The organism is Streptomyces sp. NPDC004732, assembly GCF_040609235.1.
In the GTDB taxonomy this organism is placed as follows: domain Bacteria; phylum Actinomycetota; class Actinomycetes; order Streptomycetales; family Streptomycetaceae; genus Streptomyces.
Genome location: NZ_JBEXJR010000014.1, coordinates 16,799 through 39,022, shown reverse-complemented (window position 1 = coordinate 39,022; position 22,224 = coordinate 16,799). Strand labels below are relative to the sequence as shown.

Annotated in this window: 17 protein-coding genes and 2 pseudogenes; 12 read left to right on the top strand and 7 right to left on the bottom strand. The window is 73.2% G+C overall.

Features of this window, described 5'->3' with window-relative positions; genetic code table 11:
* Positions 1-72 precede the first annotated feature (72 nt).
* The gene (locus ABZV77_RS34260; protein ID WP_356265642.1) at positions 73-1,593 is read right to left on the bottom strand and encodes an MFS transporter; all 1,521 of its coding nucleotides are present in this window, start codon (positions 1,591-1,593) and stop codon (positions 73-75) included.
* Positions 1,594-1,677: 84 nt separating this feature from the next.
* A complete protein-coding gene (locus tag ABZV77_RS34255) occupies positions 1,678-2,853 on the bottom strand; it encodes an alpha-hydroxy-acid oxidizing protein (RefSeq protein ID WP_356265639.1) in 1,176 nt (391 codons plus the stop codon).
* Positions 2,854-3,096: 243 nt separating this feature from the next.
* Between ABZV77_RS34255 and ABZV77_RS34250 the strand changes: the two genes are divergently transcribed.
* On the top strand, positions 3,097-3,522 hold the full coding sequence (locus ABZV77_RS34250) for an ATP-binding protein (RefSeq protein WP_356265636.1): 426 nt from the start codon (positions 3,097-3,099) through the stop codon (positions 3,520-3,522).
* Positions 3,523-3,534: 12 nt separating this feature from the next.
* On the opposite strand, the gene ABZV77_RS34245 is transcribed toward ABZV77_RS34250, so the two are convergent.
* The gene (locus ABZV77_RS34245; RefSeq protein ID WP_356265633.1) at positions 3,535-5,493 is read right to left on the bottom strand and encodes a hypothetical protein; all 1,959 of its coding nucleotides are present in this window, start codon (positions 5,491-5,493) and stop codon (positions 3,535-3,537) included.
* 258 nt (positions 5,494-5,751) lie between these two features.
* Between ABZV77_RS34245 and ABZV77_RS34240 the strand changes: the two genes are divergently transcribed.
* From ABZV77_RS34240 to ABZV77_RS34210, 7 genes and pseudogenes are all read left to right on the top strand, one after another.
* Positions 5,752-6,372, top strand: a complete 621-nt coding sequence (locus tag ABZV77_RS34240; RefSeq protein WP_356265630.1) for a sigma-70 family RNA polymerase sigma factor — start codon at positions 5,752-5,754, stop codon at positions 6,370-6,372.
* Between the two features lie 13 nt (positions 6,373-6,385).
* The gene (locus ABZV77_RS34235; protein WP_356265627.1) at positions 6,386-6,586 is read left to right on the top strand and encodes a hypothetical protein; all 201 of its coding nucleotides are present in this window, start codon (positions 6,386-6,388) and stop codon (positions 6,584-6,586) included.
* Between the two features lie 24 nt (positions 6,587-6,610).
* A complete protein-coding gene (locus tag ABZV77_RS34230) occupies positions 6,611-8,893 on the top strand; it encodes an Hsp70 family protein (RefSeq protein ID WP_356265624.1) in 2,283 nt (760 codons plus the stop codon).
* A 37-nt stretch (positions 8,894-8,930) separates the two neighbouring features.
* Positions 8,931-10,961, top strand: a complete 2,031-nt coding sequence (locus tag ABZV77_RS34225; protein WP_356265621.1) for a dynamin family protein — start codon at positions 8,931-8,933, stop codon at positions 10,959-10,961.
* The gene (locus ABZV77_RS34220; protein ID WP_356265618.1) at positions 10,958-11,758 is read left to right on the top strand and encodes a hypothetical protein; all 801 of its coding nucleotides are present in this window, start codon (positions 10,958-10,960) and stop codon (positions 11,756-11,758) included. Before ABZV77_RS34225 ends, ABZV77_RS34220 begins: the two co-directional genes overlap by 4 nt.
* Positions 11,751-12,350 (top strand): hypothetical protein, encoded by a 600-nt coding sequence (locus ABZV77_RS34215; protein WP_356265615.1) that lies wholly within the window; start codon positions 11,751-11,753, stop codon positions 12,348-12,350. Before ABZV77_RS34220 ends, ABZV77_RS34215 begins: the two co-directional genes overlap by 8 nt.
* Positions 12,340-12,897, top strand: a pseudogene (locus ABZV77_RS34210) (dynamin family protein); the annotation flags it as partial. The gene ABZV77_RS34215 and the pseudogene ABZV77_RS34210, both read left to right, overlap by 11 nt.
* Before the next feature lie 862 nt (positions 12,898-13,759).
* On the opposite strand, the gene ABZV77_RS34205 reads toward ABZV77_RS34210, so the two are convergent.
* Complete coding sequence (locus ABZV77_RS34205) at positions 13,760-15,502, bottom strand: serine hydrolase domain-containing protein (protein ID WP_356265612.1); 1,743 nt, start codon at positions 15,500-15,502, stop codon at positions 13,760-13,762.
* A gap of 63 nt (positions 15,503-15,565) precedes the next feature.
* On the opposite strand from ABZV77_RS34205, the gene ABZV77_RS34200 reads away from it, so the two are divergent.
* Both ABZV77_RS34200 and ABZV77_RS34195 read left to right on the top strand, forming a co-directional pair.
* Positions 15,566-16,222 carry a TetR/AcrR family transcriptional regulator gene (locus tag ABZV77_RS34200; RefSeq protein WP_356265609.1) on the top strand — a complete coding sequence of 219 codons (657 nt, stop codon included), beginning with the start codon at positions 15,566-15,568 and terminating at the stop codon, positions 16,220-16,222.
* A gap of 58 nt (positions 16,223-16,280) precedes the next feature.
* Positions 16,281-17,237, top strand: coding sequence for a GNAT family N-acetyltransferase (locus ABZV77_RS34195; RefSeq protein WP_356265606.1), 957 nt, complete (start codon positions 16,281-16,283; stop codon positions 17,235-17,237).
* Between the two features lie 59 nt (positions 17,238-17,296).
* On the opposite strand, the gene ABZV77_RS34190 is transcribed toward ABZV77_RS34195, so the two are convergent.
* From ABZV77_RS34190 to ABZV77_RS34180, 3 genes and pseudogenes are all read right to left on the bottom strand, one after another.
* On the bottom strand, positions 17,297-18,784 hold the full coding sequence (locus ABZV77_RS34190) for an FG-GAP-like repeat-containing protein (RefSeq protein ID WP_356265603.1): 1,488 nt from the start codon (positions 18,782-18,784) through the stop codon (positions 17,297-17,299).
* An 87-nt stretch (positions 18,785-18,871) separates the two neighbouring features.
* A pseudogene (locus ABZV77_RS34185) lies at positions 18,872-19,438 on the bottom strand (dioxygenase); the annotation flags it as partial.
* A 197-nt stretch (positions 19,439-19,635) separates the two neighbouring features.
* Entirely contained in the window at positions 19,636-20,613 is a 978-nt protein-coding gene (locus ABZV77_RS34180) for an AraC family transcriptional regulator (RefSeq protein WP_356265601.1), read from the bottom strand.
* Between the two features lie 171 nt (positions 20,614-20,784).
* Here ABZV77_RS34180 and ABZV77_RS34175 point away from each other — a divergent pair, with 171 nt between their 5' ends.
* Positions 20,785-21,405 carry a TetR family transcriptional regulator gene (locus ABZV77_RS34175; protein WP_356265598.1) on the top strand — a complete coding sequence of 207 codons (621 nt, stop codon included), beginning with the start codon at positions 20,785-20,787 and terminating at the stop codon, positions 21,403-21,405.
* A gap of 14 nt (positions 21,406-21,419) precedes the next feature.
* Positions 21,420-22,220 carry an SDR family NAD(P)-dependent oxidoreductase gene (locus ABZV77_RS34170; protein WP_356265595.1) on the top strand — a complete coding sequence of 267 codons (801 nt, stop codon included), beginning with the start codon at positions 21,420-21,422 and terminating at the stop codon, positions 22,218-22,220.
* The last annotated feature ends 4 nt before the right edge of the window (positions 22,221-22,224 follow it).

The window sequence follows — 22,224 nt, the reverse complement described above, 5'->3', positions numbered from 1 at the left end:
CGTGAAGTGAGGGACTGTTGTTGCCAGTTGCGACGCCTGTGACACGATGCACCGCTCGGTGCACGTCCTACGTCAGTGCGCGTCCTCCGTCGGGCGCAGGCCCTTGGGGATCTTCGCCCAGGTGAGCGCCGCGGCGGCCAGCGGCAGCGCGGCCGCCATCAGGAACGTCGGCGTCATCCCGGAGGTGAACGCGCTGCCCGCCCGCGTCAGCAGCTCGGCACCGGCCGGGCCGGTGAGCTCGGAGGCCACCCGCGCCGCCTCGCCGATCGAGTCGCGCACGGACGCCGTGGTGTCGGCCGCGAGACCGAGGTCCGGCAGGTTCACGCGGTACAGCGCGGTGGCGATGCTGCCGAGCACGGCCACGCCCATCGCGGCGCCGAGTTCGTAACAGGTCTCCTCGACCGCCGCGGCGCCGCTGACGTCCTCGGCCGGGGTGGCGGCCATCAGCGTCACGGACGCGGCGGTCGTCGCGATGCCGACGCCGCAGCCGAGCACCGCGAGCGAGACGGCGACCTCGCCGTAGCCGAGCGGACCCGACAGCTGGAGCAGCCACGGCAGGGCGAGCCCCGCCGTCATCATCAGCAGACCGCCGCCCATGACGTGGCGGATCGGCAGCCGGTGCATCAGCGCGGGGGTGACCAGCGAGGTGAGGACCAGGCCGAGCGGCGCGGGCAGCAGCCGGACGCCCGCCTCCAGCGGGGAGTAGCCCTGTCCGTACTGGAACCACTGGGTGATCAGGAACAGCGCCGAGCCCAGCGCGATCATGCCGAGGAAGATCGAGGCCGCGGCGATGGCGAAGGGACGGGACACGAAGAGGCGCACCTGCAGCAGCGGGTGGTCCAGGCGCAGCTGGCGGCGTACGAAGACCGTGAGGGTCACCGCGGCGACGACCAGGAGCGCCCATGCGGCGGGGTCGGCGGGGCCGCCCTTGCCGAGCTGCTTGATGCCGCCCGCGAGGGCGAGCATGCCGACGACGGACTGTCCGACGCCCCACCAGTCCCAGCGGCCCTCGCGGGGCTGGTGGGACTCGGGCAGGATCCACAGACCGAGCGCGATGATCACCAGCGCCACGGGGATGTTGATCAGGAACGCGGACTGCCAGCCGTTGTGCTCGACCAGCAGGCCGCCGATGACCGGACCGAGCGCCATGCCGCCACCGAAGACGGCCGACCACACCGCATAGGCGAGGGCGCGCTCGCGGGCGTCGGTGAAGACCCTCCGCAGGATGGACAGGGTGGCGGGCATGATCGCCGCGCCACCGGCGCCGAGCAGCGCCCGGGCGGCGATGACCTGCCAGGCGGCGGTCGCGAAGACGGCGAGCAGCGAGGCGAAGGCGAAGACGCCGAAGCCGATCAGGAGCAGCCGCTTGCGGCCCCAGCGGTCACCGAGGGCACCCGCGGTCACGAGGAGTCCGGACAGCACGAGGGCGTAGATGTCGATGATCCACAGCTGCTGCACGGCGCTGGGACGCAGATCGGAGACCAGGGAGGGGAAGGCGACGTTCAGGATCGTGGTGTCCATGGCGATCAGCAGGAGACTGCCGGAGAGGATCGCGAGGACGGCCCAGCGCCGTGGATCACGCTGCGGGGTCATGTGGAGTAACACCTCAGTTTCGAATGAGACATCAATGTCTCACACGAAACGTACGAGTGTCCACTGAGCCGTCTCTGCGGCCGGTCACCGCACGTGCTGGAGCGCCTCCGGAGTGAGATCCGCGAGGGTCGGATAGCCGTCGACGGCCATGAGGAGGTCGGCCTCGGCGAGGAGCGAGCGCAGCACGTGCGTGACCCCGTCGGCCCCGCCGATGCCGAGCCCGTAGGCATACGGGCGGCCCACCCCGACGGCGGTCGCGCCGAGGGCGACGGCCTTGACGATGTCCGCGCCGCTGCGCACCCCCGAATCGAAGAGGACCGGCAGCCCGCCGGCGGCCTCGACGACCGCGGGCAGCACGTCGAGCGCGGGCAGCCCGCCGTTGGCCTGGCGCCCGCCGTGGTTGGAGCAGTAGATGCCGTCCACCCCGCCGTCCCTGGCCCGGCGCACGTCCTCCGGGTGGCACAGGCCCTTCACGACGAGGGGCAGGGACGTCAGGGAACGCAGCCACGGCAGGTCGTCCCAGGTGAGCGGATTGCCGAAGACCTGCACCCACTTGAGGACCGCGGACTGCATGTCCTGCTCGGGCTCGGCGGGCAGCTGGGCGCGGAAGACCGGGTCGCTCGTGTAGTTGGCCAGGCAGTGCCCGCGCAGCTGGGGGAAGTTGGAGGTGCCCAGGTCCCGCGGGCGCCACCCGGTGATCCAGGTGTCCATGGTGACGACGATCGCCTTGAACCCGGACTTCTCCGCCCGGCGCACCAGGCTCTCGGCGAGCGCACGGTCGGTCGGCGTGTACAGCTGGAAGAAGCCGGGCGTCCCGCCGAGCTCGGCGGCGACCTCCTCCATCGGGTCGGCGGACAGGGTGGAGGCGATCATCGGCACCCCGGTCCGCGCGGCCGCCCGCGCGGTCGCGAGATCGCCGTGCCCGTCCTGCGTGCAGATGCCCAGGACCCCGATGGGTGCCATGAACAGGGGAGAGGGCAGCCTCATGCCGAACAGGTCGACGGAGAGATCGCGCTCCGCGGCTCCCACGAACATCCGCGGGATCAGCCCCCAGCGGTCGAACGCGGTGACGTTGGCGTCCTGCGTACGTTCGTCGCCCGCGCCCCCGGCGACGTACGAGACGACCGAGGGCGGCATCGCGGCATGCGCGCGCGCCTCCAATTCCGCGTACTTCATGGGGTACTTGGGGACGACGCCGCGCAGACCGTCGAGGTAGATCTCGTCCTGGTAGTCCTTGAAGGGGCGGGGCGTCGGATTCATGGGCAGCCTTTCCCGGCAGGGCGGATCGATGGCCGCTCAGTCTGGTTTGAAGCTGATGTCAAGGTCAATGGATGGCGGCTGAACCGACGCATCGCCGGGGAAGCGGAAACGGGCGGATTGGGGATCTTCCCGCGAGGGCATCACCGTGGGGCAGGACAGGTCGCACCGGATGTGGAGCGACCCCGGTGGCGACGTTGTTCGCGGGTGGACACCGGTCCGTCTCAGGGAGGGGAGTGAGCTGCCATGCGTGCGCAACAGCGCGCCCATCGGCCCACGGAACGGGTGGAGTACGCGCTGCCGCAGGAGCCCGCGTCGGCGGGCCGCGCGCGGAAGCTGGCCTCGGGTTTTCTCGCGGGGTCCCGGCGCCGCAAGACGGAGGTGGACGCCGAGCGGGTGGACGACGCCGCGCTGATCGTCTCCGAGCTCGTGTCCAACGCGCTGCGGCACGGAGACGGCGGCTGCAGGCTGCGCGTGGTGGTGTCCGGTGGCCGGGTGACGGTCGAGGTCACCGACGCCAGTCCCGAGCGCCCCCGGTTCCAGAAGCACAGGATGGACAGCACGGACAAGGAGAGCGGGCGCGGCCTGGCGATGGTCAGGCATCTGACCCGTCGCCTGGAGGTCGTGGGCGCACACCGCGGCGGCAAGACGGTGCGGGCGGTGCTGGCCTGAGCCCTGTCGGGGTCAGGAGATCTGCAGCGCCGCCTCGTCGGCGAGCGCGGTCAACTCCGCGGCGACGGCCGCGGAGACGTCGTGCACCAGCGTGTCGCCGCCCTCCGTCAGGAACTGGTCCGCCATCTGCTGCGCCAGCTCCGCCTCCGCCGACGCGGCCTTCCCGCGCAGCTTCGCCGCGAGCGAGGCCTCCGATTTGGCGCGCCGCACCCACATCGGGATGTCGGCGGTACGCATCCGGCGCATCGCCTCGCCCTTGCCCGCGGCGAGCCCCCACAGGACGGCGAACGGGCCGGTCGTGGCGATGAGCGCGGTGCCCGTGCCGAGGAGCACCGTCGTCACGACGGTCGCGACGGCGACGCTCACCACGCGCGCCACGTTCGCCACGCTGTCGGCCGCCGTGCCCGAGCCCGCCCGGACGGCGAACTCACCCGCGTCGGTGACGGTGACCTCGGGGAGCCGCAGGGCATGTGCGGGCAGCCGCCACCGCTCCGCCAACGGCGTGATCAGTTCCTCCAGTTCGGGAGCGATGCCGTTCTGCCAGTCGGCGACGGCCTGCTTCAGCCGTGGGTCCGCGGGGTCCATGAGCTCCGCGTGGACATCCGCGGCGACCTGCTCCGCCATGTCCTGCAGCGTCACGAATTCGCCCTTGCGCCAGCGGTCGAAGGCCGGAATCACATGACGCTCCGTCATCCCGTCGGCCACCGCTGAGCCGAGCGCCAGCGTGAGCCCGGGCAGGCGCTCCCGTGCGGTCTCCTCGACCGCCTCGCCGCGCAGCAGCTCCGAGATCCCCTCGCGGAACCCCGCGGTGCGCACCGCGGCGCGGCCCGCCAGGGCCAGTCCCCGGGCGACGGCGAACTCCGGCTCGCCGCCGACGACCACCCGGTCCGGGTCGCCGACGAGCTCACGGGCGATCTCGCCCAGGAAGCCCATGCGCGAGGGGCCGCCGGTCAGGAGCACCAGAGCGGCGTGGCCCGGCAGGCTGCCGAGGGCCGCGGCCAGGTTCTGCCGGAAGGCGTCCCGCCAGGACAGCCCGCCGAGCTCCGTGCGCGGGGAGTCGAGGACCTCCCGCATGTCCGCGTACGAGAGGCGGATGTCGACCATGACCTCCTCGCCGTCGTCCGCCTCGACGGTGTCCATCACCCCGATGCGCTCCTTCGGGTTCGCCGCGATGCGCTCCTGGTCCGCGCGGAAAAACTCCTCCTTGGCCTTGCGGCACAGGAGTTCGAGGTGGCGTGCCTGGGCGGGGGAGACCACGAGGATCTTCTCCAGGAGGCGCCGCTGCGGGCTGCGGAGCACGAGGCGGTGGTAGATCTCCTTCTCGATCAGCGCGGCGCCGAGCCTGATGTCGCCGTGGTCGACGGGGCGGCCGCCGTGCTCCGAGACGTAGGTGAAGTCCTGTGCCGACGCTCCGTTGTCCACGATCAGGACCGGGCCGCTCACCCGGTGCGCGGACCGCGCCGCATCACCCGACGCACGGGCGTACAGCAGCGCGGCCCGTGACTCGGGGACGATCTCCACGGAGCCGGGGCAGAGCTCCGCCAGTATCCCGGCGTACTGCGCGCGGGCCTCCTGCGGCCAGTCGGAGGGGATGCCGAACACCCACCGCAGCTCCTGCCCCGGGCGCAGCGGCGTCGTTTCGAGGACGTCCTCGACGATCCGCGCCACGAACAGCCGCAGGGGCGCGACCACTTCGGGCAGCCCGAGATCCGGGCTCCTGAAGTCGAGGTACGGGCTGCCGTCGCGGGCCGCGACCGCACTCTCCCCGACGAGGACGCCGCGCGAGGGGTGGTCGAGCACCGCGGAGACGTGCCGTCGGCCCCGGCTGCCCGGCAGGTCGAGCACCTCGGGCGGCGCGGCGAGGTCCGCGCGGCCGACGGCGAGGGCGGTCTCGCCGTGCCCCAGGTCGAATCCGATGATGACGGTGTCGGCGGTGTCGGCGGTGTCGGCGGTGTCGGCCGGTTCGGTCACGGGTCGGCCCTCCTCGGTGGGCGGCAGCGGACGCTGCCGTCCTCGGATCGCCGCGGACCCCGGAAAGTTCCCGGACCCCGCGGGTGTACCGGTCCGCCTACGCGCAAGCCCCGGGTGCCGCCTACTACGACGGGACCACTTGCGCGCCGGTCGGGCCCGAGCGATCGGGGCGGACACGGGAGTGGTCCTACGGTGGGAACCGGCCGCGCTCCGCAGGAACTGGCTCGCGCGGCCGTTCTCGGGGGCGGGTGATGCGTCGTGGATCTGACGCACGGCACGGCACGATGGGCGCACGGCACGGCGGAACGGGTTCCGGACACCGAGCTGGTGGCCCGCTGCAGGGCCGGGGACCGCGAGGCGTTCGCCGAGCTCGCCGCACGCCACCGGGCCAAGGTGTACGCCGTCTGCCTGCGCGTCACCGGCAACCCGGAGGACGCGGCCGACGCGGCGCAGGAGACGCTGACGCGCACCTGGCGCGGCCTGGTGGGCTTCCACGGCACCGCGCGCTTCTCCACCTGGCTGTACCGCATCACGGTCAACGCCGCGCTCGCCGAGGTGGAGCGGCGTGCCGCGCGGCCCAGGCCCGCGGGCCTCGACATGCCGGACGAGACGTACGACGTGCCCGCCGTCGCGGAACGCGTCGTGACGACGCTCTCGGTGCAGGCCGCCCTGGACCGGGTGCCCCCGGAGTATCGCGCGGCGATCGTGCTGCGCGAGTGCCTGCAGTGCAGCTACGCGGAGGTCGGCGAGATCCTCGGCATCCCGCTGAACACCGTCAAGAGCCGCATCTCCCGGGCGCGTCAGGCGCTGCTCGTCCTGCTGGGCCCGGATCCCGACGAGGGTGCGGAGGACCGCGGGGAGGCCGGACGTGAGAGGTGAGGAGTGGGCCGACATGTCGGTCTACCCCGACGTCGACCCGGAGCGGGCCGGTCCCGCCCCGCTGCTGCGCAGGCTCTCCGCGGCCATCGGGGACGTCCCCGACGACGCGTGCGGATCCGCCGACTGGGTGCGGATGGTGGCGGCCGCGACGCGCACGGGGGACGCCCGCGGCGCGCGGCGGACCGGCGGACGGCGACGGCACGGGGAGCCGTGAGTGACGGAGAGCGGGGAGACGACCATGGAACAGCCCGTCCTGGCCATCGACTTCGGGACGTCGGCGTCCTCGGCCGCGCTGCTGACCGACACGGGGACCCGGCTCCTGAAGGAGCGGGCCACCGGCTCGTGGGCCTGGCCATCGGCGGTCTGCCTGCGGGACGACACCCTGCTGATCGGGACCCCGGCCGAACACCGCAAGAAGGTGCGCCCCGAGCTCTACCGCAGCGAGTTCAAGCGGGACATCGGGCAGGACGCGCCGATCCCGCTCGGCGAGCGGTCCTTCGCTCCGGGCGACCTCGTGGCCCGGGTGCTCGCGGCCTTCCGCGACGAGGCGGAGCGGCTGCACGGCGGGCCGGTGGACCGGGCCGTGCTCACCGTCCCCGCCGCGTACGGCCCCGCGGACCCGCGGCGGCAGGTGATGCTGGAGGCGGGCCGGGCGGCGGGCTTCGGCGCCGTCGAACTCCTCGCCGAACCGGCCGCCGCCGCGTACGCACCCGTGGCGGGCAAGCCCGTCGGCCCCGGACAGACCCTCCTCGTCTACGACTTCGGCGGCGGCACCTTCGACGCCGCGCTCGTGCGGCTGCGCGCGGGCGGCAGCCACGAGGTCCTCGGGCACGACGCTCTTGAGGACTGCGGCGGCAGCGACATCGACGCGCTCCTGCTCGCCGAGATCCGCAGGGGCGGGGGCGAGGCGATGGCGGCCGCGCTGCGTCCGGCCGCCGAGACGGCGGGCGCGCGCACGGCGGCCCGCAGGAACGCCCTCGAACTGGGCGACTTCGCCCGCGGCCTCAAACACCAGCTGAGCGCGGACAGTTACGTCGAGGACATCTTCGGGTCGACCGACGTCGTCGTCGAGCTCGACCGCAAACGCTTCGTCAAGATCGTCGAACCCCTCCTGGCCCGCACCATCGACTGCTGCCGGAACCTGCTCACCGCGGCGGAACTGACGGTGGAACAGGTCGACGCCGTGCTCCTGGTCGGCGGGACCACCCGCATGCCCGCCGTCGTCGACCTCGTCCAGCAGGCGCTCGGCCGCCCGCTGCGCTCCGTCGAGGACCCCGAGCTCGCCGTGGCGCAGGGCGCGGCGCGATGGGCTTCGTACGCCCGTGAACGCCACCTCGTCCCGGCGGACCACCCGCGCGGCGAGCGCCCGCTGAGCTGGCAGTTCGCCGGAGGCACGGTGGAGCTCGTGCAGTGGCTCCAGGCGCCGGGCGCCGCCTACGAGGCGGGCGAGGCGCTCGCCCTGGCCCGGCCGTCCGACGGCAGCCTGTGGGAGCTGCGCGCCGAGGGCCGCCCCGGCCGGATCGTCGCCCAGCACGCGGCGGTGGGCCAGACCGTCGTGTCGGGGGACTGGCTGGTCACGGTGGGCGCCCCCGGGGCCCAGCAGGCTCCGGAGCGCGACGGCGCGACCGCGTGGCTCTCCGACGGCTGGCTGCTGCGCACGGTCCGGCACGCCAAGGACAGCGAGGTCGTCGCGGCGTCGCTCAGCACGGACGGGGAGTGGCTGGCAACCGGGGCGTCCGACGGCACGGCATGCGTGCTGGAGATGGCCACCGGACGGACCCTGACGACCGTACGGCACCCCGAGCCCCTGCTGACCGTGGCCGTGGGGGACGGCGGCACCCTGCTGGGCTCGGGCACCCGCGCCCCGGACGCCCGGCTGGCCCGGCACTCCGACTCCGTCCTGGTCTCCACCCACGGTGACTGGGTGCGGGCCGTGGCGGTGACCGAGGACGGGCGGTGGTTCGCCTCGGGTTCCGACGACGCGGTCGCCCACGTCTGGGACGTACGGGCCCGCCGCCGCATCGCGAGCCTGCGCCACGAGAGCTGGGTGCTCGCCCTCGCCCTGAGCGCCGACGGCAGCGTGCTCGCCACGGGGGACCGGGACGGCACCTGCCGTGTCTGGTCGGTGCCGGACGCCACGGAGACGTGGTCGATCTCGTACGGGGTCGCCGTGAACGGGGTGTCCCTGAGCGCGGACGGCGAACGGCTGGCCGTCGGGGTGCAGAGCGGCCGTGTCCACGTGTGGGACCTCCCGCAGGGGAACAGCCTCCTGACCCTCGACCACGGCGGCGGAGTGAACTCGGTCTCGCTCAGCGCGGACGGGAGCCTGCTCGCGGTCGCTCCCGCCCTGTGGGCGGCACAGGTCAGGGCCGTCGACACGGACCGGCTGCTGTGCGAGATCGCGCATCCCGAGGCGCTGACCGGCGCATCCCTCAGCGGCGACGGCCGCCGACTCGCCACCTCCTGCCAGGACGGCACGGCCCGGGTCTGGGCCCTCACCCAGGAGGACCCGGCGCCCTGACCGCCGACGAGGAGCATTCGTACGAAGGGGGGAGAGCATGCGTACGTACGAGGCGCTGCGGAGCGAAGTCCTCGGCCTGTTCGCGGGGTTGGCGAAGGCGGCGGCGGACCAGGGCGCCGAGGAGACCGCCCGGCGTGTCGGCGCGGCCCGCGACCGGCTGAGCGAGGGCCGCCTCACCGTGGTCGTCTGCGGCGAGTTCAAGCGCGGCAAGTCCAGCCTGCTGGGCGCGCTCCTTGAGGATCCCGACCTCTTCCCGGTGGACACGACGTACGCCACCCGACTCGTGACGACGGTGCGGTACGGCGAGCCGGAGCGGATCACCGTGCTGCTGGACGGCGCGGAGCAGGACGGGCCCGGCGCGGAGCTGGAACAGCGCGCCATCGACCGCTCCGAGATCGCGGACTACGCCACCGAGGGCGGCAACCCCCACAACGTGCGCCGCGCCCGCCTGGTGGAGATCGAGACCCCCAACCCGCGCCTTGCGTCCGGCGTGACCGTCCTGGACACGCCCGGCGTGGGAGGCGTCTACCGCGAGCACACCGCCGTGACCGCCGCCTTCCTGCCGAGCGCGGACGCCCTCCTCTTCGTCGCCGACGCCACCCAGCCGCTGACCGAGAGCGAGCTGGTCTTCCTGCGCCAGGCAGCCGGGGCCGCCAAGGTCACCGACGACGTCGACGGCATCGTCTTCGTCCTCACCAAGACGGACGTGCCCACCGACACCGCGGGCATCCGCGAGAACACCGTCGCCAAGCTCGCCGAGGCCACCGGGCGCCGCCCCGACGAGCTGCCGCTCGTGGCCGTCTCGAACCTGGCCAAGCAGCGCCACCTCGCATCCGGCAGCGAACGCCATCTCGCCCTCAGCAACTTCCCCGCCCTGGAAGCCCTGTTGTGGCAGGCGCTGGAGCGCCGCCGCGCGAAACTCCTGCTCGGCGGCGCCCTCGCCGACCTCGACGCGGCGGCGCTCGCCCTGCTGCGGCCCATGGAGACCGAGCTCGAAGTGCTCACGCAGCAGACGGAGAGCGAACTCGCGCGTCTGGAAGGCGAGTTGGAGCTGCAGAAGACGCGCCTCGCGGGGCTCGGGAAGGGGGAGGCGGGCTGGCGGGCGGAGCTGCGGCGGCAGTTCGCCGCGCTCGGCCGCACGCTGCGCAGCGAGGGCCGCGAAGGCGTCGACCGGGTGTGGAACACCTTCCAGACCGACTACCTCTACCGGGACATGTTCCTCGCGGCCCCCGAACGCCTCGTCGGGCAGCTCTCCACGGACGCCGGGGCCGTCGTCGCGGGCATCAACACCCTGGCGAGCCGCAGATCGGCGCGGATCCTGCGCGAGTTCAGCGCCGTGCACGGCCTGGAACTCGCCGAGCAGCAGGTCGGCACGTTGCCCGACCCGCCGGTGCCCTCCCTGAAGGTGACGGGCCGCCTCGGCGACGAGCGCGCCCCGGGAGGCGGGATGCGGGCCGTCCGTGAGACGTCCTTCGGTACGTCGATGGGCGCGGGCATGGGCTTTGTGATCGGCAGCTTCGCGGGCCCCGGGCCCGGCAGCGTGATCGGCGCCGCCATCGGGGCGCTGGTCGGTGCGGGCATCAGCCTCACCAGCGCCGTCCGCACCTCGCGGCACTCCGACCGGAAACAGCAACGCCACAGCCTGCAGACCGAGTTGGCGCCGCTGCGGCAGACCCAGCAGCGGCACGTCGAGGACGCCGTCGCCGAGATGACCGACGAACTGATCGTCGCCGTCATGGCGGAGCTGGACAGCCGGATCCGCCAGGAACACGAGAGCGTCAGCGCGTCCCTGGCCCGGATCGGCGACGCGCGGGCGGCGACCCGCGCCCAGGCGGCCGAGCGCACCACGGGGCTGCGGCAGCGGCGGGCGCCGCTCATCGACGTACGCAAGAAGGCCGAGTCCTTGAAGGCGGAGGCGGCGGCGCTCGGGCGCGCGAGGCAGAAGCGCGCCGAACCGAAGCACGCGGAACCCAAGCGCGCGGAACCGAAGGCCGGTCCCGTGGAGAAGCAGGCGCCCGCTCCTGAGGGCGGGCAGGGCAACGACGACGGTGGGTGGGCGGACACATGAGCTTCGAGGACTCGTACGACGACCTGGAACCCGGGACCGAGGAGACCAGTGCCTTTGAGGATCCCCTGCTCCAGGATCCGGACCTGGAGACGGACCCTTACCTGGAGACGGATCCGACCCTGGATCCGGATGCGGATCTCGACCCGGATGTGGACCTGGACCCGGATGCGGACCTGGACGCCGAAACGGACGCCGACACCGAAACAGACGCCGACACCGAAACGGACGCCGACGCCGCGGACCTGGACGCCAGCCAGGAAGACATCGACCTGTGGCACGAGCAGGAGGCCCCCGACACGTGCGCCATCGCGGGCCAGGAGTTCCTCCTCGACCGGTTCACCGACGGCGAGCACTCCGAGGAGGAACTGGTCGCCGTCGCCGAGGCCAACGGCTGGTACCGGCCGGGCGGCGGCACGCCCATCGAGGACGTCGGCAACCTCCTGGAGTACTACGACGTCCCCGTCGAGCGCACCGAGGGAGACACCCTCGACGACCTGGAGTCGTCCCTGTCCGACGGGGACGGTGTCCTGGTCGCCGTCGACTCCAGCGAAATCCTGTCCGACGACCCCGACAGCGAGGCGCTTGCCGACGCGCAAGGCATTCCCGGCCAGGGCGCCGACCACGTCGTCCAGGTCATCGGCTTCGACCGCAGCGACCCCGACGACCCGCAGGTGATCCTGAACGACCCCGGCCGACCGGACGGCGCGGGCCTCGAAGTGCCCGAGGCGGACTTCCTCACCGCCTGGGAGGACTCGGGCCGGTTCACGGTCACCGCGGGAGGGAGCGGCGATGTCTGATGCGGCCAAGGCCCCGGCGAAGCCCGGCGCCCCCACCCCCACCCCCGTCCCCGCCGCGGAGCTCCTCGAACGGCTGCGCCGCATGCCGCTGTTCCGGCAGCTCGCCCCCATGGAGTGCGGCATCGGCTGGCCGGTGCCGCTGCGGCTGGGCTCCGGCTCCGGTGCCACCCGCGTCTGTCTGCGGCTGCCGCTCTTCGGCATGCGGCCGCTGAGCGGCGGCGGCGCCGAACTGTTCCCGCCGTTCGCGACGGTCACCCTGGACCGCACCACCGGACGCCCCATGGAGTACGTCGACCTGCGTCTCACCCGGCCCTGGCCCCTGCCGACCGGCGCGGAACCGGTGGGGATCTTCCCGCACGAGGCGGTCGAAGGCACCGTCGGCGACTACCGCGCGGCCCGGGAGGAACTCCTCGCGCTCTACGACGACCTGTGCGACAGCCTCGCCGCGCACACCCCCTTCGAGCGCCGGACCCGGTTCTCCGCGCTGCTGCGCAAGCTGCTCGAACCGGGGCTCGAACCGTACTACCGGGCGCTCGGACCGGACTTCTACGCCCACTTCCTCGGCCGCGTGGACGGCCCCGGTGCTCCGTGACCGGGCGGCGGCCGCATTCGGGGCCGCCGGTGAACTCCTGGGCTCAGCAGCGGAGTTCGACGAGGCGCGCGCCCTGCTGGCCGAGCAGCGCGCCCGGATCGCGGCACCGCTGCGGATCGCGCTCGTCGGCCGGGTCAGTTCAGGCAAGTCCACCCTGGCCAATGCCCTGCTGGGCGGGGAGCGCGTGCCCACGGGCATCGAGGAGCTGACGTACAACGTCAACTGGCTGCGCCACGGCCCGGCCAGGACCCTCACCGTGCACTTCACCGACGGCTCGCCGCCGGAGCGCCGCGACATCGACGAACTGGAGAAGCTGACCGTCCGCGCACGGGACACCCCGGAACTCGCCGCACTGCTGCGCCGCATCGACTACTTGGAAATCACCGACCCGCACCCCTATCTGCGCGCCTTCGACCTGGTGGACACCCCGGGCCTTGACTCGCACTTCGGCGAGGACTCCGCGAACACGCTGCGGTTCCTCGCCCTGGACGAGGGTGACGTGCGGGCGGCGACGCTGGGGCAGGCCGCCAAGGCGGACGCGCTCGTACTCGTCTTCGCGCGCGGCCTCGCCTCGTCGGAGGAGGAACTGCTGCGGGACTTCACGGGCTCGGACGTCTCGGGCGCCGGGCCCGTCACCACGGTCGGCGCGCTCACCAAGGTGGAGCTGTTCTGGCCCGCGCACGACGACCCGCTCGCCGAGGGCCGCCGGGTGGCCGGGCGCCTGATGGGCGCGGCGGGAGCCCGGCGGCTCCTGTACGACCTGTGTCCGCTGGCGAGCCTGGTCGGCGCGGCCGCGGGCAGCTGCACCGACGACGACTTCGCCGACCTCGTGGCCCTGGCCCGTCTTTCACCGCAGGACCTGGAGGACCGGGTGTACTTCGGCGCCGAGTTCGCCGGGGGCGACATGCCGGACGTGCCGGTGCGGGCGGCCAGGCGCCGCGCGCTCCACACCCGGTTCGGCGGCTACGGCATCGTGCTGGCGGCCCGGCTGATCCGCGAGGGCGCCGACACCCGCGAGGTGCTGCGGGCCGAGCTGTACCGGGGCAGCGGCATGGCGGACTTCCGCACCCTCCTCGCCGACCACTTCGGGCACCGCGCCGAACTGGTCAAACTGGCCCGCGCCGTCACGCACTTGAAGTCACTGCCGGACCTCGGCGGCGAGGCGCCCCGGGCCCGCGCGACACTGCAGCGGGCCGCCGCGGCGGTCACCCGTCTGGAACACGCGGAGCACGCCTTCGCCGAACTCGCCGTGCTGCGCGGCCACTACAGCGGCGCCGTCGCCCTGGACCCGCCCGAAGCCGCCGACCTGCTGCGGATCACCGGCGAGTACGGCCACGCCCCGCACGAACTCCTGGGCCTGCCCGCGGACGCCCGCGACACGGAGACCGCCGCGCGCGCCCGCGAGCGCCTCACCCACTGGGCGGGCCTGACGGCCGACCCGGTGTACTCCGGCGCAACACGCCGCGCCTGTCAGGTCGTTCGCCGCTCGTACGAAATGCTGGTCGGCCGTCTGGACCGCCCCGACCCGCACCGGGCGTCCGGTCCGTACGAGTGACCGAGGCCGGGGTCCGCAGCGCACGCAGGGCCCGGACGGTGCGGGCGCCGCGGACCAGCGCCAGCGTGGCGGCGAGCACGGCGACCGCGACGAGCGCCCGCCCCGTGTCCGGCACGAACAACAGGATCTGCGCCAGGTCCACCCCCGTGACCTGGCGGGGGAGCACCCATACGGCCAGGACGGCGAGGAGCAGGTAGCCCGCGGCCGTGGCGGCCCCGCCGAGGACGATCCGCCGCCCGCTCCGCACCCGGGAGCCGCGCGGCCGCACCAGCCGGAACACCGACCAGCCCAGCGTGAGGGCGAGGACGAGGGCGGTGCCGGTGACGAGGACCGGCATGGCGATCAGCATCGGGTCGGCGGGGGCAGGGTCGGGCCGCCCGCCCAGCAGGATGCGCATCGCCCCGAAGGCGGTCGAGTTGAGCTGATCGTCACGCAGCGGGCTGTACGCGTTGTGCTGGACGACGACGGCGAGGTCGCGGCCGGGCGCGAGGACGACGGTGCCGTGGTACCCGGGGGTGGCGCCGCCGTGCCACACGATGCGTTCGCCGAGTTCACTGAAGGTGTCGTCGCGCCAGCCCAGGCCGTAGCGGTGGGTCGTGCCGACCGGGACGGTGCCCTTGTGCATCCGGCGCAGCCCGTCCGGTGAGACGACGGCGCGCGCGGCGGGACCCCCGTGGCCGAGGTGGGCGGCGGCGAACCTGCCGAGGTCGTCGATGTCCGCGCCGATGTAGCCGTAGGGCACGCCCGAGCCGTCGAAGGAGGAGGGGAACGGCCTGGGGCGGTCGAAGAAGTAGCGGTGGCCCGGGGCGAGCCCGCGGCGTTCGGCGGCGCGCGCGTCCACGAAGGCGCCGTCCATGCCCAGCGGACGCAGCACCGAACTCCGCAGCCACTGTGCGAAGGGCCGCCCGGTGACCTGCTCCACCACTGCTCCGAGCAGCATGTAGTTGGCGTTGCTGTACGCGTGGCGCTCGCCGGGCCGCGTGGTCGTGCGGACGTGGGCCAGGCTGCGGGCCACGCGCTCCACGCCGCCCGGTGCATTGTCGAACCGGTCGGCGCGCGTGAGGCCGTCCCGCTCGGTCATTCCGCTCGTCTGGGTCAGCAGATGACGGATCGTCATTCCGGTGGCGCCCGGTCCGTCCGGCTCGAACCAGGGAAGGTAGCGGCGCACCGGGGCGTCGAGGCGCAGGTCGCCCGCCTCGGCCAGGTGCAGGACTCCGGTCGCCGTGATCGGCTTGGCGAGGGAGCCGATGAGGAACGGGGTGCGGCGGGTGACCGGGGCGCCGTCGCCGTCGGTGCCCCAGGTGCGCCGGTGGGTCACCTTGCCGCCCTCGACGACGGCGAGCGCCATGCCGGGCACGCGGGTCTCCTTGCGCTGCCGTGCCGCGTAGGCGTCGATGCGGTCCAGCGCGTCCCGGGCAACCGCCCCGGTGGACGGGGCCGCCACCGGGGCGGTTGCCCGGGACGTGTCCGGCGGAGGTGCGGCCGCCGTGCCCATGACGGCGGCGGCCGATAAGCACACCGCGCCCACCCGCCGGGCCCAGCTGCTCCTGACGCTCTTCGTGCCTTCAACGGCCGCTCTGGGCCTGCTTGTTCGCATTGCGCCTCCATAACCGTATGGACGTACGGTTATGACGTTACCGTATGGCGGTATGGTCAACTCATGCCTCGTGTCGCCGATCATGAAGAGCGCCGCCTCCAAGTAGCCGCGGCGGTGGGGCGGGTCATCGCCGCCGACGGCCTGAACGCGGTCACGGTCGCCAGGACCGCCGCGGAGGCCGGGATCTCGGTCGGGCTCGTGCAGCACTACTTCCGCAGCAAGGACGAGATGCTGCTGTTCGCGTACGGGCATGTCCTGGAGCGCTTCGAGCAGCGCGTCACCGCACTCATCGGGAGCGCGGAGGTCGCGGGGACGCGGATCGAGCACATGGTCCTCGACGCGCTCGCCGAGAGCATGCCGCTGGACGCGGAGCGCAGACAGGACTGGCGCGTCGCGCTCGCCTTCACGGGGCGCGCGGCCGACGACCCGCGGCTCGGCGAGCTGAAGACCGCCGCGCTCAACCGCACCCGTGCCCACCTCGCCCAGGCCGTCGTGAACGCCAAGGAGTGCGGCGAGGTCGCCCCCGACAGGGACGAGCACGTCGAGGCGGCGCGCATCGCCGCGTACACCGAGGGTCTGACGGCCCATCTCTACGCGGACCCCGAAGGCCTCCCGCCCGCCGCGGCCCTCGCCGCGCTCGCCGACCACCTCGCGACCGTCTTCACGGGCGTCTGCGCGCTGCGGGACCGGGAGCCGGGGGAGCGGCCGTCGGCGCGGTAGCCCGGCGGGCGCGGAAAGTCCGTTGCGAGCGGGGCCCCCGCCCCCGGACAGTGGACCCATGACCACGTCCCTGAAGCCGCCCCCCGGCCTGACCGTCCGGTCGGCGACGCTCGACGACGCGGCCGCGGTGTGCGAGCTGCTCAATGAAGTCGACCTGCTGGAGATAGGCCGCGCCGAGACCGACCTGTCCGATGTCCGCGCCGATCTGAAGCATCCCGAGGTGGACCTGGCGCGGGACTCCTGGCTGCTCTTCGACGGCGACCTGCTCGTGGGGTACGCGCTGTTGTGGGACGAGTCCGGCGGCGAGCGCATCGACGTCGACCACTACGTCCTGCCCGGCAGGACCGAAGGCTCCCTGCACCTCCTCGACCTGCTGGAGAACCGCGCCGCGGAGCGGGCCGCGGCCAATGGAGCAGCGCGCGCCGTAGTGCACCTGCACCTCAACACCGAGCCCACCACGGACCCGCAACACCTCCGTGAGCGAGGCTGGCGCACCGTCCGGCGCTACAACGTGATGATCCGTCAGATCGACGCGGAGGCGGACCTGTTGCCCAAGCCGCCGTCCGGGGTGGTCCTGCGTCCCTGCCTCGCCGAGGAGGACCGCAGGAGCGCCCACGCCCTGCTCCAGGAGTCCTTCACGGACCACTTCGACCACCAGCCGCGCACCTACGAGCAGTGGCTCGACGACATCGACGCCGAGCCGGTCGACTGGTCACTCATCTGGGTCGCCCACGTCGAAGGGGTCGGCGACGCCGCCGTGCTGCGCACCCACAACAACCGCCCCTCGTCGGGCTGGATAGGCAACCTCGGCGTCCTGGCCGACGCCCGCGGACGAGGCCTCGGCAGCCACCTCCTGCTCCACGCCTTCGGGCACTTCGCCGCGCTGGGCCGCGACCGCATCGGCCTCGGCGTCGACACCGACAACAGCAGCGGCGCACTCGGCCTGTACGAACGGCACGGCATGACCCTCGACTACGCAGTGGACACCTGGGAGCTGATCCGCCCGGCCGCTTGAGCCAACCCCGCCCACGGCCGGACGGATCCCGGCGCCCCCACCGGCACCGGACCAGGGCCCTAACGCAGCGCGCTCCCGAAGAGCGCCGCGGTGTTCGGTGCGCCCACGTCCTTGGGGCCGAAGGCCACGGACCGGGCGGCGGTCGGTCCTGTGGCGGTGCCGCGCAGCGACCAGAGGGCGCCGGCGCGGGCGTTCTCCTCCACGGACGACGCCGCGAGGTCGCCGTGCCCGTCGCCCGTGACATCGAGCAGTGCCACGGCCGCGCCGAACCGGTCGTTCTTCTCGGCGACCCCGGGGACGTCCGCCGTGTCCTGGTGGAAGGCCTGCGCACCGGTGCCGGTCACACCGTCGGGGCTGCCGTGCACGAGGACGACCGCGCCCGCGTCGGTGATGTTCCTGACGTCCTCGCCCGGCACGCCGAGCGCGACGTCGGCACGGCCGTCGCCCGTCACGTCACCGACCGCGACCGAACTGCCGAAACCGTCACCGCTCTCCTCCGCACCCGGCCCGCCCGGCAGGTCCTGGTCGAACTTCTGCACGTCGCCCGTCAGCCCGCCCGCCGAGCCGTAGGCGACCATGACCTTGCTCTCGTAACCGCTGTCGCCGACGACCAGGTCGTCGTAGTGGTCGCCGTTGATGTCGCCCACGCCCAGGGCGCCGCTGGAGCCCGGTGCGTCGCCCCGCTTGAACCCGGTCGCGCCGCCGTACAGCACGCGGTTGCCCCATTCGCCGTCGCCGTAGTAGTCGTTCATGGCGATGTCGGCGCGGCCGTCGCCGTTGATGTCGCCGACGGCCTTGGGCACCACCGGACCCTTCACCGAGATCGGCCCGTCGACGCAGGTCTCGGGCCGCTCGCCGCAGGAGGGGTCGGGCCGCTCCTCGCTCTCGTAGCTCCACCACTGCGACTTGTCCATGAAGTCGAGGGTCGCCGCCGGGGTTCCGGTGCGGGTGACCGGTCCCTTCCACAGGCGGGCGCGCTGGCTGATCGGATCGTCGCCGTGCGAGCCCGCCCGGCCGAACAGCGCGAGGTCGGTGGTGCCGTCCCCGTCGAAGTCCCCGGCCTGCGGAGCGAATCCGTACGTGGCGATCGCGGTGCCGCCGGTGAGGCCGGACGCGGAACCCCACAGGATCACCGCGCCCGCACCGGAGCCCTGGCCGTCGGAGCCGACGACCAGGTCGGTGTAGCCGTCCCGGTCCAGGTCGCCCTTGGTGAACGTCCGCCCGAACTCCTGCTGGGCGGTGGCCGACCCGGGCACGCCGCTCGTGGCGCGGCTGACGATCTTCTTGTGGGCGGGGTCGAGGCCGTCCTTGGACCCGTACGTCACCACCACGTACCCGGCCTTCGCCTTGCCCGAGACCGTGCCGCCCGGCGCACCGACGACCAGGTCGGCGTACCCGTCGCCGTCGAAGTCGTCCGCCGCCCGCACGGCAGAGTCCGCGCGGGCACTGGCCTGCCCCGGTGTCAGGGACGCCAGTCCGCTGCCCACCAACAGCGAAGCGGCGATCAGGGGCAAGGTGCCAAGGGCTCTGCGGCCTGCGAGCGACATACGACTTCCTCTGTTCCTCGGACGGTCGGGACGGTCAGTTGACCGGCGACGGCCGTCCGGGGGTGTACGGCGACCCCTCGGGGATCACTGCGGCACGTTCAGCACGAAGTCGAAGTCGGCCTCCTTCCCGTTTCCGACGGCACGTACGTTCATGAGGAGGCGGGGGTCGAAGAGCGAGTCCGTGTTGTTGCGCGGCTCGCCGGGGAAGTACAGCTGCGTCGTGAGGATCGGACGCCCCGGGGCCTGCACCTTGACGTGCAGGTGCCGGGTGCGCCCCGGGTAGAGGCCGGGCACGATCGTGGTGAGCTTGAACGCGCCGTTCGCGTCCGTGAACTGGTGCCCGCGGAAGCGGTACCCCGCGTTGTCGTACGTTCCGTAGGTGTCGGCCTGCCAGAAGTCCAGCAGGGCCCGGGGGATCGGCTTGCAGGCACGCCCGAAGACGTAACCGGTGACGGTGAGGCGCACGCCCGGGGTGCCGGGCTGGACGAGCGAGGTGCGCTCCGGGGAGTTGGGCTTGAAGTAGGGCCCTTCCATCTGCGGGATGGTCGGGTCGTCACCGTCGTCGCAGGTCGGCGTCATCTCGGGCGCCTCGCCGCGTTCGGCGGCCGTCCGGGCCAGCGCGGGGACGCCCATCAGGGACACCGGTACGGCCATGCCCAGCGCGGCCGCGGCGCGCAGGACGGTCTTGCGGCTTGGGCCCTTGGTGCCGTTGACGGGGGCACCTGGGTCGCTGCCCGTGCCCGGGGTGCCGTCCGCGCCGGGTATGCCGTCTCCGGTGGGGCTGCCGGTCTCTTGGTCCATCGCTCCTCCTGAGCCTGAGGGGGTGGGTGGGTCCGGGATCGGCTATGAAGCTATGCGCGGGAGGAGGGCGCGGCGATGGACTCGAGCCGGTGGTCGTGGTGAATATCGCCAGCGCCGCGCCGGAAGTCCCCGGGGCTCGCGCCGGTCTCGCGGCGGAAGAAGCGGCAGAAGTAGGCCGGGTCCTTGAAGCCGACCCGCCCCGCGACCTGACGGACCGACAACTCGGTGCGCAGGAGCAGCCGTTTGGCCTCGTGCACCCGGGTCTGCCGGATCAGCTCGCCGGGCGTCCGGCCGGTGGCGGCCTTCACCACCTCGCTGAGGTAGCTCACCGAGACGCCCAGGTCGTCCGCGCAGGACCGCACGGAGTGCAGGGCCCCCTCGGGCGCCCCGAGCAGCGTCGAGAAGTCCGCGGCCACCGAGCCGGGGCGCGAGTGGGACGAGGGCTCGGGAGGTGGTGGCGCGGGTGGTTCCACCGGAGACCGGGGCGCGGGCAGACGCGCCGCCCGGACCACCAGGACGTGCAGCAGCGCCCGCAGGACGCTCTGGAACCCCGCGCCCCCCGCCCGGTACTCGCCGTCCAGCTCGGCGACCAGGCGCGCGGTCTCCTCGGCCGCCTCCTCGGGCAGGTCCAGCCAGGAGCGCCGGGAGAGGGTCCGCAGGACGTGCCGGTCGGCGGAGTGGTCCACGAGGAAGTCGTCGGTGAAGAGGATGACCCGGCCCTCTAGACCGGTCACGTCCTCCCAGTGGTGGACCTGCCCGGGGGCTATGAAGCACAGGTTCGGCGGCTGCAGCGGGAAGCGGTTCAGGTCGACGACGTGCCGTCCCGTGCCGCCGGTGACATGGACGATCTCGTGGAAGGTGTGCCGGTGCGGGAACGGGGCGCGCGACATGGGGCCGATGGTGTCGAACGTGCCGATGGCGAAGGGCAGGGCATTGGGCATGGGGACCTGCAGCCGGTGCATCGGCATGCCGTCCTCGCCCGGCTCTCCGTTGTTCCCCTCACCCGGTAAGACCGTTGTGCCGCGCATGTACACGCTCCTCAATTGGTCCGGACCAACCCTGGACCTCTTCACGATGGCACGAGCGGCCGCCCGTGAGCAGGAGCGCGAATACGCCGAAGCCCGCCCAGTGGCGCGTCTCACGCGTGTCTCGTCGGGACAAGTGTCCCACTGGGACACATTGAGGAGTACGGTCGAAGCATGAGCAGCACACAGGGCCGCCGGACCCGCAAGGTCCAGGAGAGCCGGGCCACCATGGCGAACGCCGCCGTGGACCTGGTCCTCGCCCACGGCCTCGACCAGGTCACCGTCGAGACGATCAGCGACCGCGCCGACGTCTCCCGCCGCACCTTCTCCCGGTACTTCACGGGGAAGGAGGACGCCGTGGTCGACGCCCTGCGCGTCGACTACGCGCTGATCAACGCGGCGCTCGCCGCCCGCCCCGCAGGGGAGGGCCCCCTCACGGCCTACTACCGGGCGCTCCGGAGCTGGCTGGACGACGAGCCGACCGCCTGGCACCGTCTGCCCCGCTCCGGCGACCTGCTGCACCTGCTCCACGAGGAGCCGTCGCTGCTGCCCGCCTATCTGCGGGTGCAGGACGAGGCCAAGGCCGAGTCGGTGGCGATCGTCGCGCACCGGCTCGGGCTCGACGCCGAGCGCGACTTGCGCCCGGCCCTGGCCGTCTCGCTGGCGGTCGGGGCGTTCGGCACCGCCGTGCGGTTCTGGATCGCCCCCGGCGAGAACGGCCCCCTTCCGCAGTTCATCGACGCGGCGTTCGCGGCCCTGGCCGACGAGCCCGCACCCCGAACCACCTCTATGTGAAACCAGGCACCACCATGAGCACCAGCACTCCCAGCACCACTGCGGCACCCCGGACGGACGCGGCACCGCCCGCGGAGTTCGCAGGGAAGACCGCCCTCGTCACCGGCGCCGCCTCCGGCATCGGCCTCGAGGTCGCCCGCCGCCTCGCCGCCGCGGGAGCGGCCGTCGTCGTCGCCGACTACAACGAACAGGGCGCCCACGACGTCGCCCGCACGCTCACCGAGGCGGGCGGCCGGGCCGCTGCCGTGCGCGTCGACGTCACCGACCCCGAGTCGGTGCGCCACGCCGTCGACTTCACCGTCGAGACCTTCGGCGGCCTGCACCTGGCCGTCAACAACGCCGGGATCGCGGGCGCCTCCGCTCCGACGGGCGAGTACGGGGTCGAGAACTGGCAGCGCGTCATCGACACCAACCTCAACGGCGTCTTCTACTCGCTCCGGTACGAGCTGCCGCACCTCCTCGCCGCGGGCGGCGGCGCCGTCGTCAACATGTCGTCGATCCTCGGCACGAACGGCTTCGCGGGTTCCGCCGCGTACTCCGCCGCCAAGCACGCGGTCGTCGGCCTGACCAAGACCGCCGCCGTCGAGTACGCGGCCCGGGGCGTCCGCGTCAACGCCGTCGCACCCGGCTTCATCGACACCCCGCTGCTCAAGGGCGACGAGGCCCAGCACCGCGCGCTCATCGCCCTCCACCCGCAGGGCCGCCTCGGCACCGCCGACGAGGTCGCCGACCTCACGCTGTTCCTGCTCTCGGACCGCGCCTCGTTCATCAACGGCAGCTACCACCTGGTGGACGGCGGCTATGCGGCACGTTGAGACG

Coding starts and splice junctions, on each gene's coding strand:
- ABZV77_RS34260 (WP_356265642.1), bottom strand. CDS start 1,593: ATGACCCCGCAGCGTGATCCACGGCGCTGGGCCGTCCTCGCGATCCTC.
- ABZV77_RS34255 (WP_356265639.1), bottom strand. CDS start 2,853: ATGAATCCGACGCCCCGCCCCTTCAAGGACTACCAGGACGAGATCTAC.
- ABZV77_RS34250 (WP_356265636.1), top strand. CDS start 3,097: ATGCGTGCGCAACAGCGCGCCCATCGGCCCACGGAACGGGTGGAGTAC.
- ABZV77_RS34235 (WP_356265627.1), top strand. CDS start 6,386: ATGTCGGTCTACCCCGACGTCGACCCGGAGCGGGCCGGTCCCGCCCCG.
- ABZV77_RS34230 (WP_356265624.1), top strand. CDS start 6,611: ATGGAACAGCCCGTCCTGGCCATCGACTTCGGGACGTCGGCGTCCTCG.
- ABZV77_RS34225 (WP_356265621.1), top strand. CDS start 8,931: ATGCGTACGTACGAGGCGCTGCGGAGCGAAGTCCTCGGCCTGTTCGCG.
- ABZV77_RS34220 (WP_356265618.1), top strand. CDS start 10,958: ATGAGCTTCGAGGACTCGTACGACGACCTGGAACCCGGGACCGAGGAG.
- ABZV77_RS34215 (WP_356265615.1), top strand. CDS start 11,751: ATGTCTGATGCGGCCAAGGCCCCGGCGAAGCCCGGCGCCCCCACCCCC.
- ABZV77_RS34205 (WP_356265612.1), bottom strand. CDS start 15,502: ATGCGAACAAGCAGGCCCAGAGCGGCCGTTGAAGGCACGAAGAGCGTC.
- ABZV77_RS34200 (WP_356265609.1), top strand. CDS start 15,566: ATGCCTCGTGTCGCCGATCATGAAGAGCGCCGCCTCCAAGTAGCCGCG.
- ABZV77_RS34195 (WP_356265606.1), top strand. CDS start 16,281: ATGACCACGTCCCTGAAGCCGCCCCCCGGCCTGACCGTCCGGTCGGCG.
- ABZV77_RS34190 (WP_356265603.1), bottom strand. CDS start 18,784: ATGTCGCTCGCAGGCCGCAGAGCCCTTGGCACCTTGCCCCTGATCGCC.
- ABZV77_RS34180 (WP_356265601.1), bottom strand. CDS start 20,613: ATGCGCGGCACAACGGTCTTACCGGGTGAGGGGAACAACGGAGAGCCG.
- ABZV77_RS34175 (WP_356265598.1), top strand. CDS start 20,785: ATGAGCAGCACACAGGGCCGCCGGACCCGCAAGGTCCAGGAGAGCCGG.
- ABZV77_RS34170 (WP_356265595.1), top strand. CDS start 21,420: ATGAGCACCAGCACTCCCAGCACCACTGCGGCACCCCGGACGGACGCG.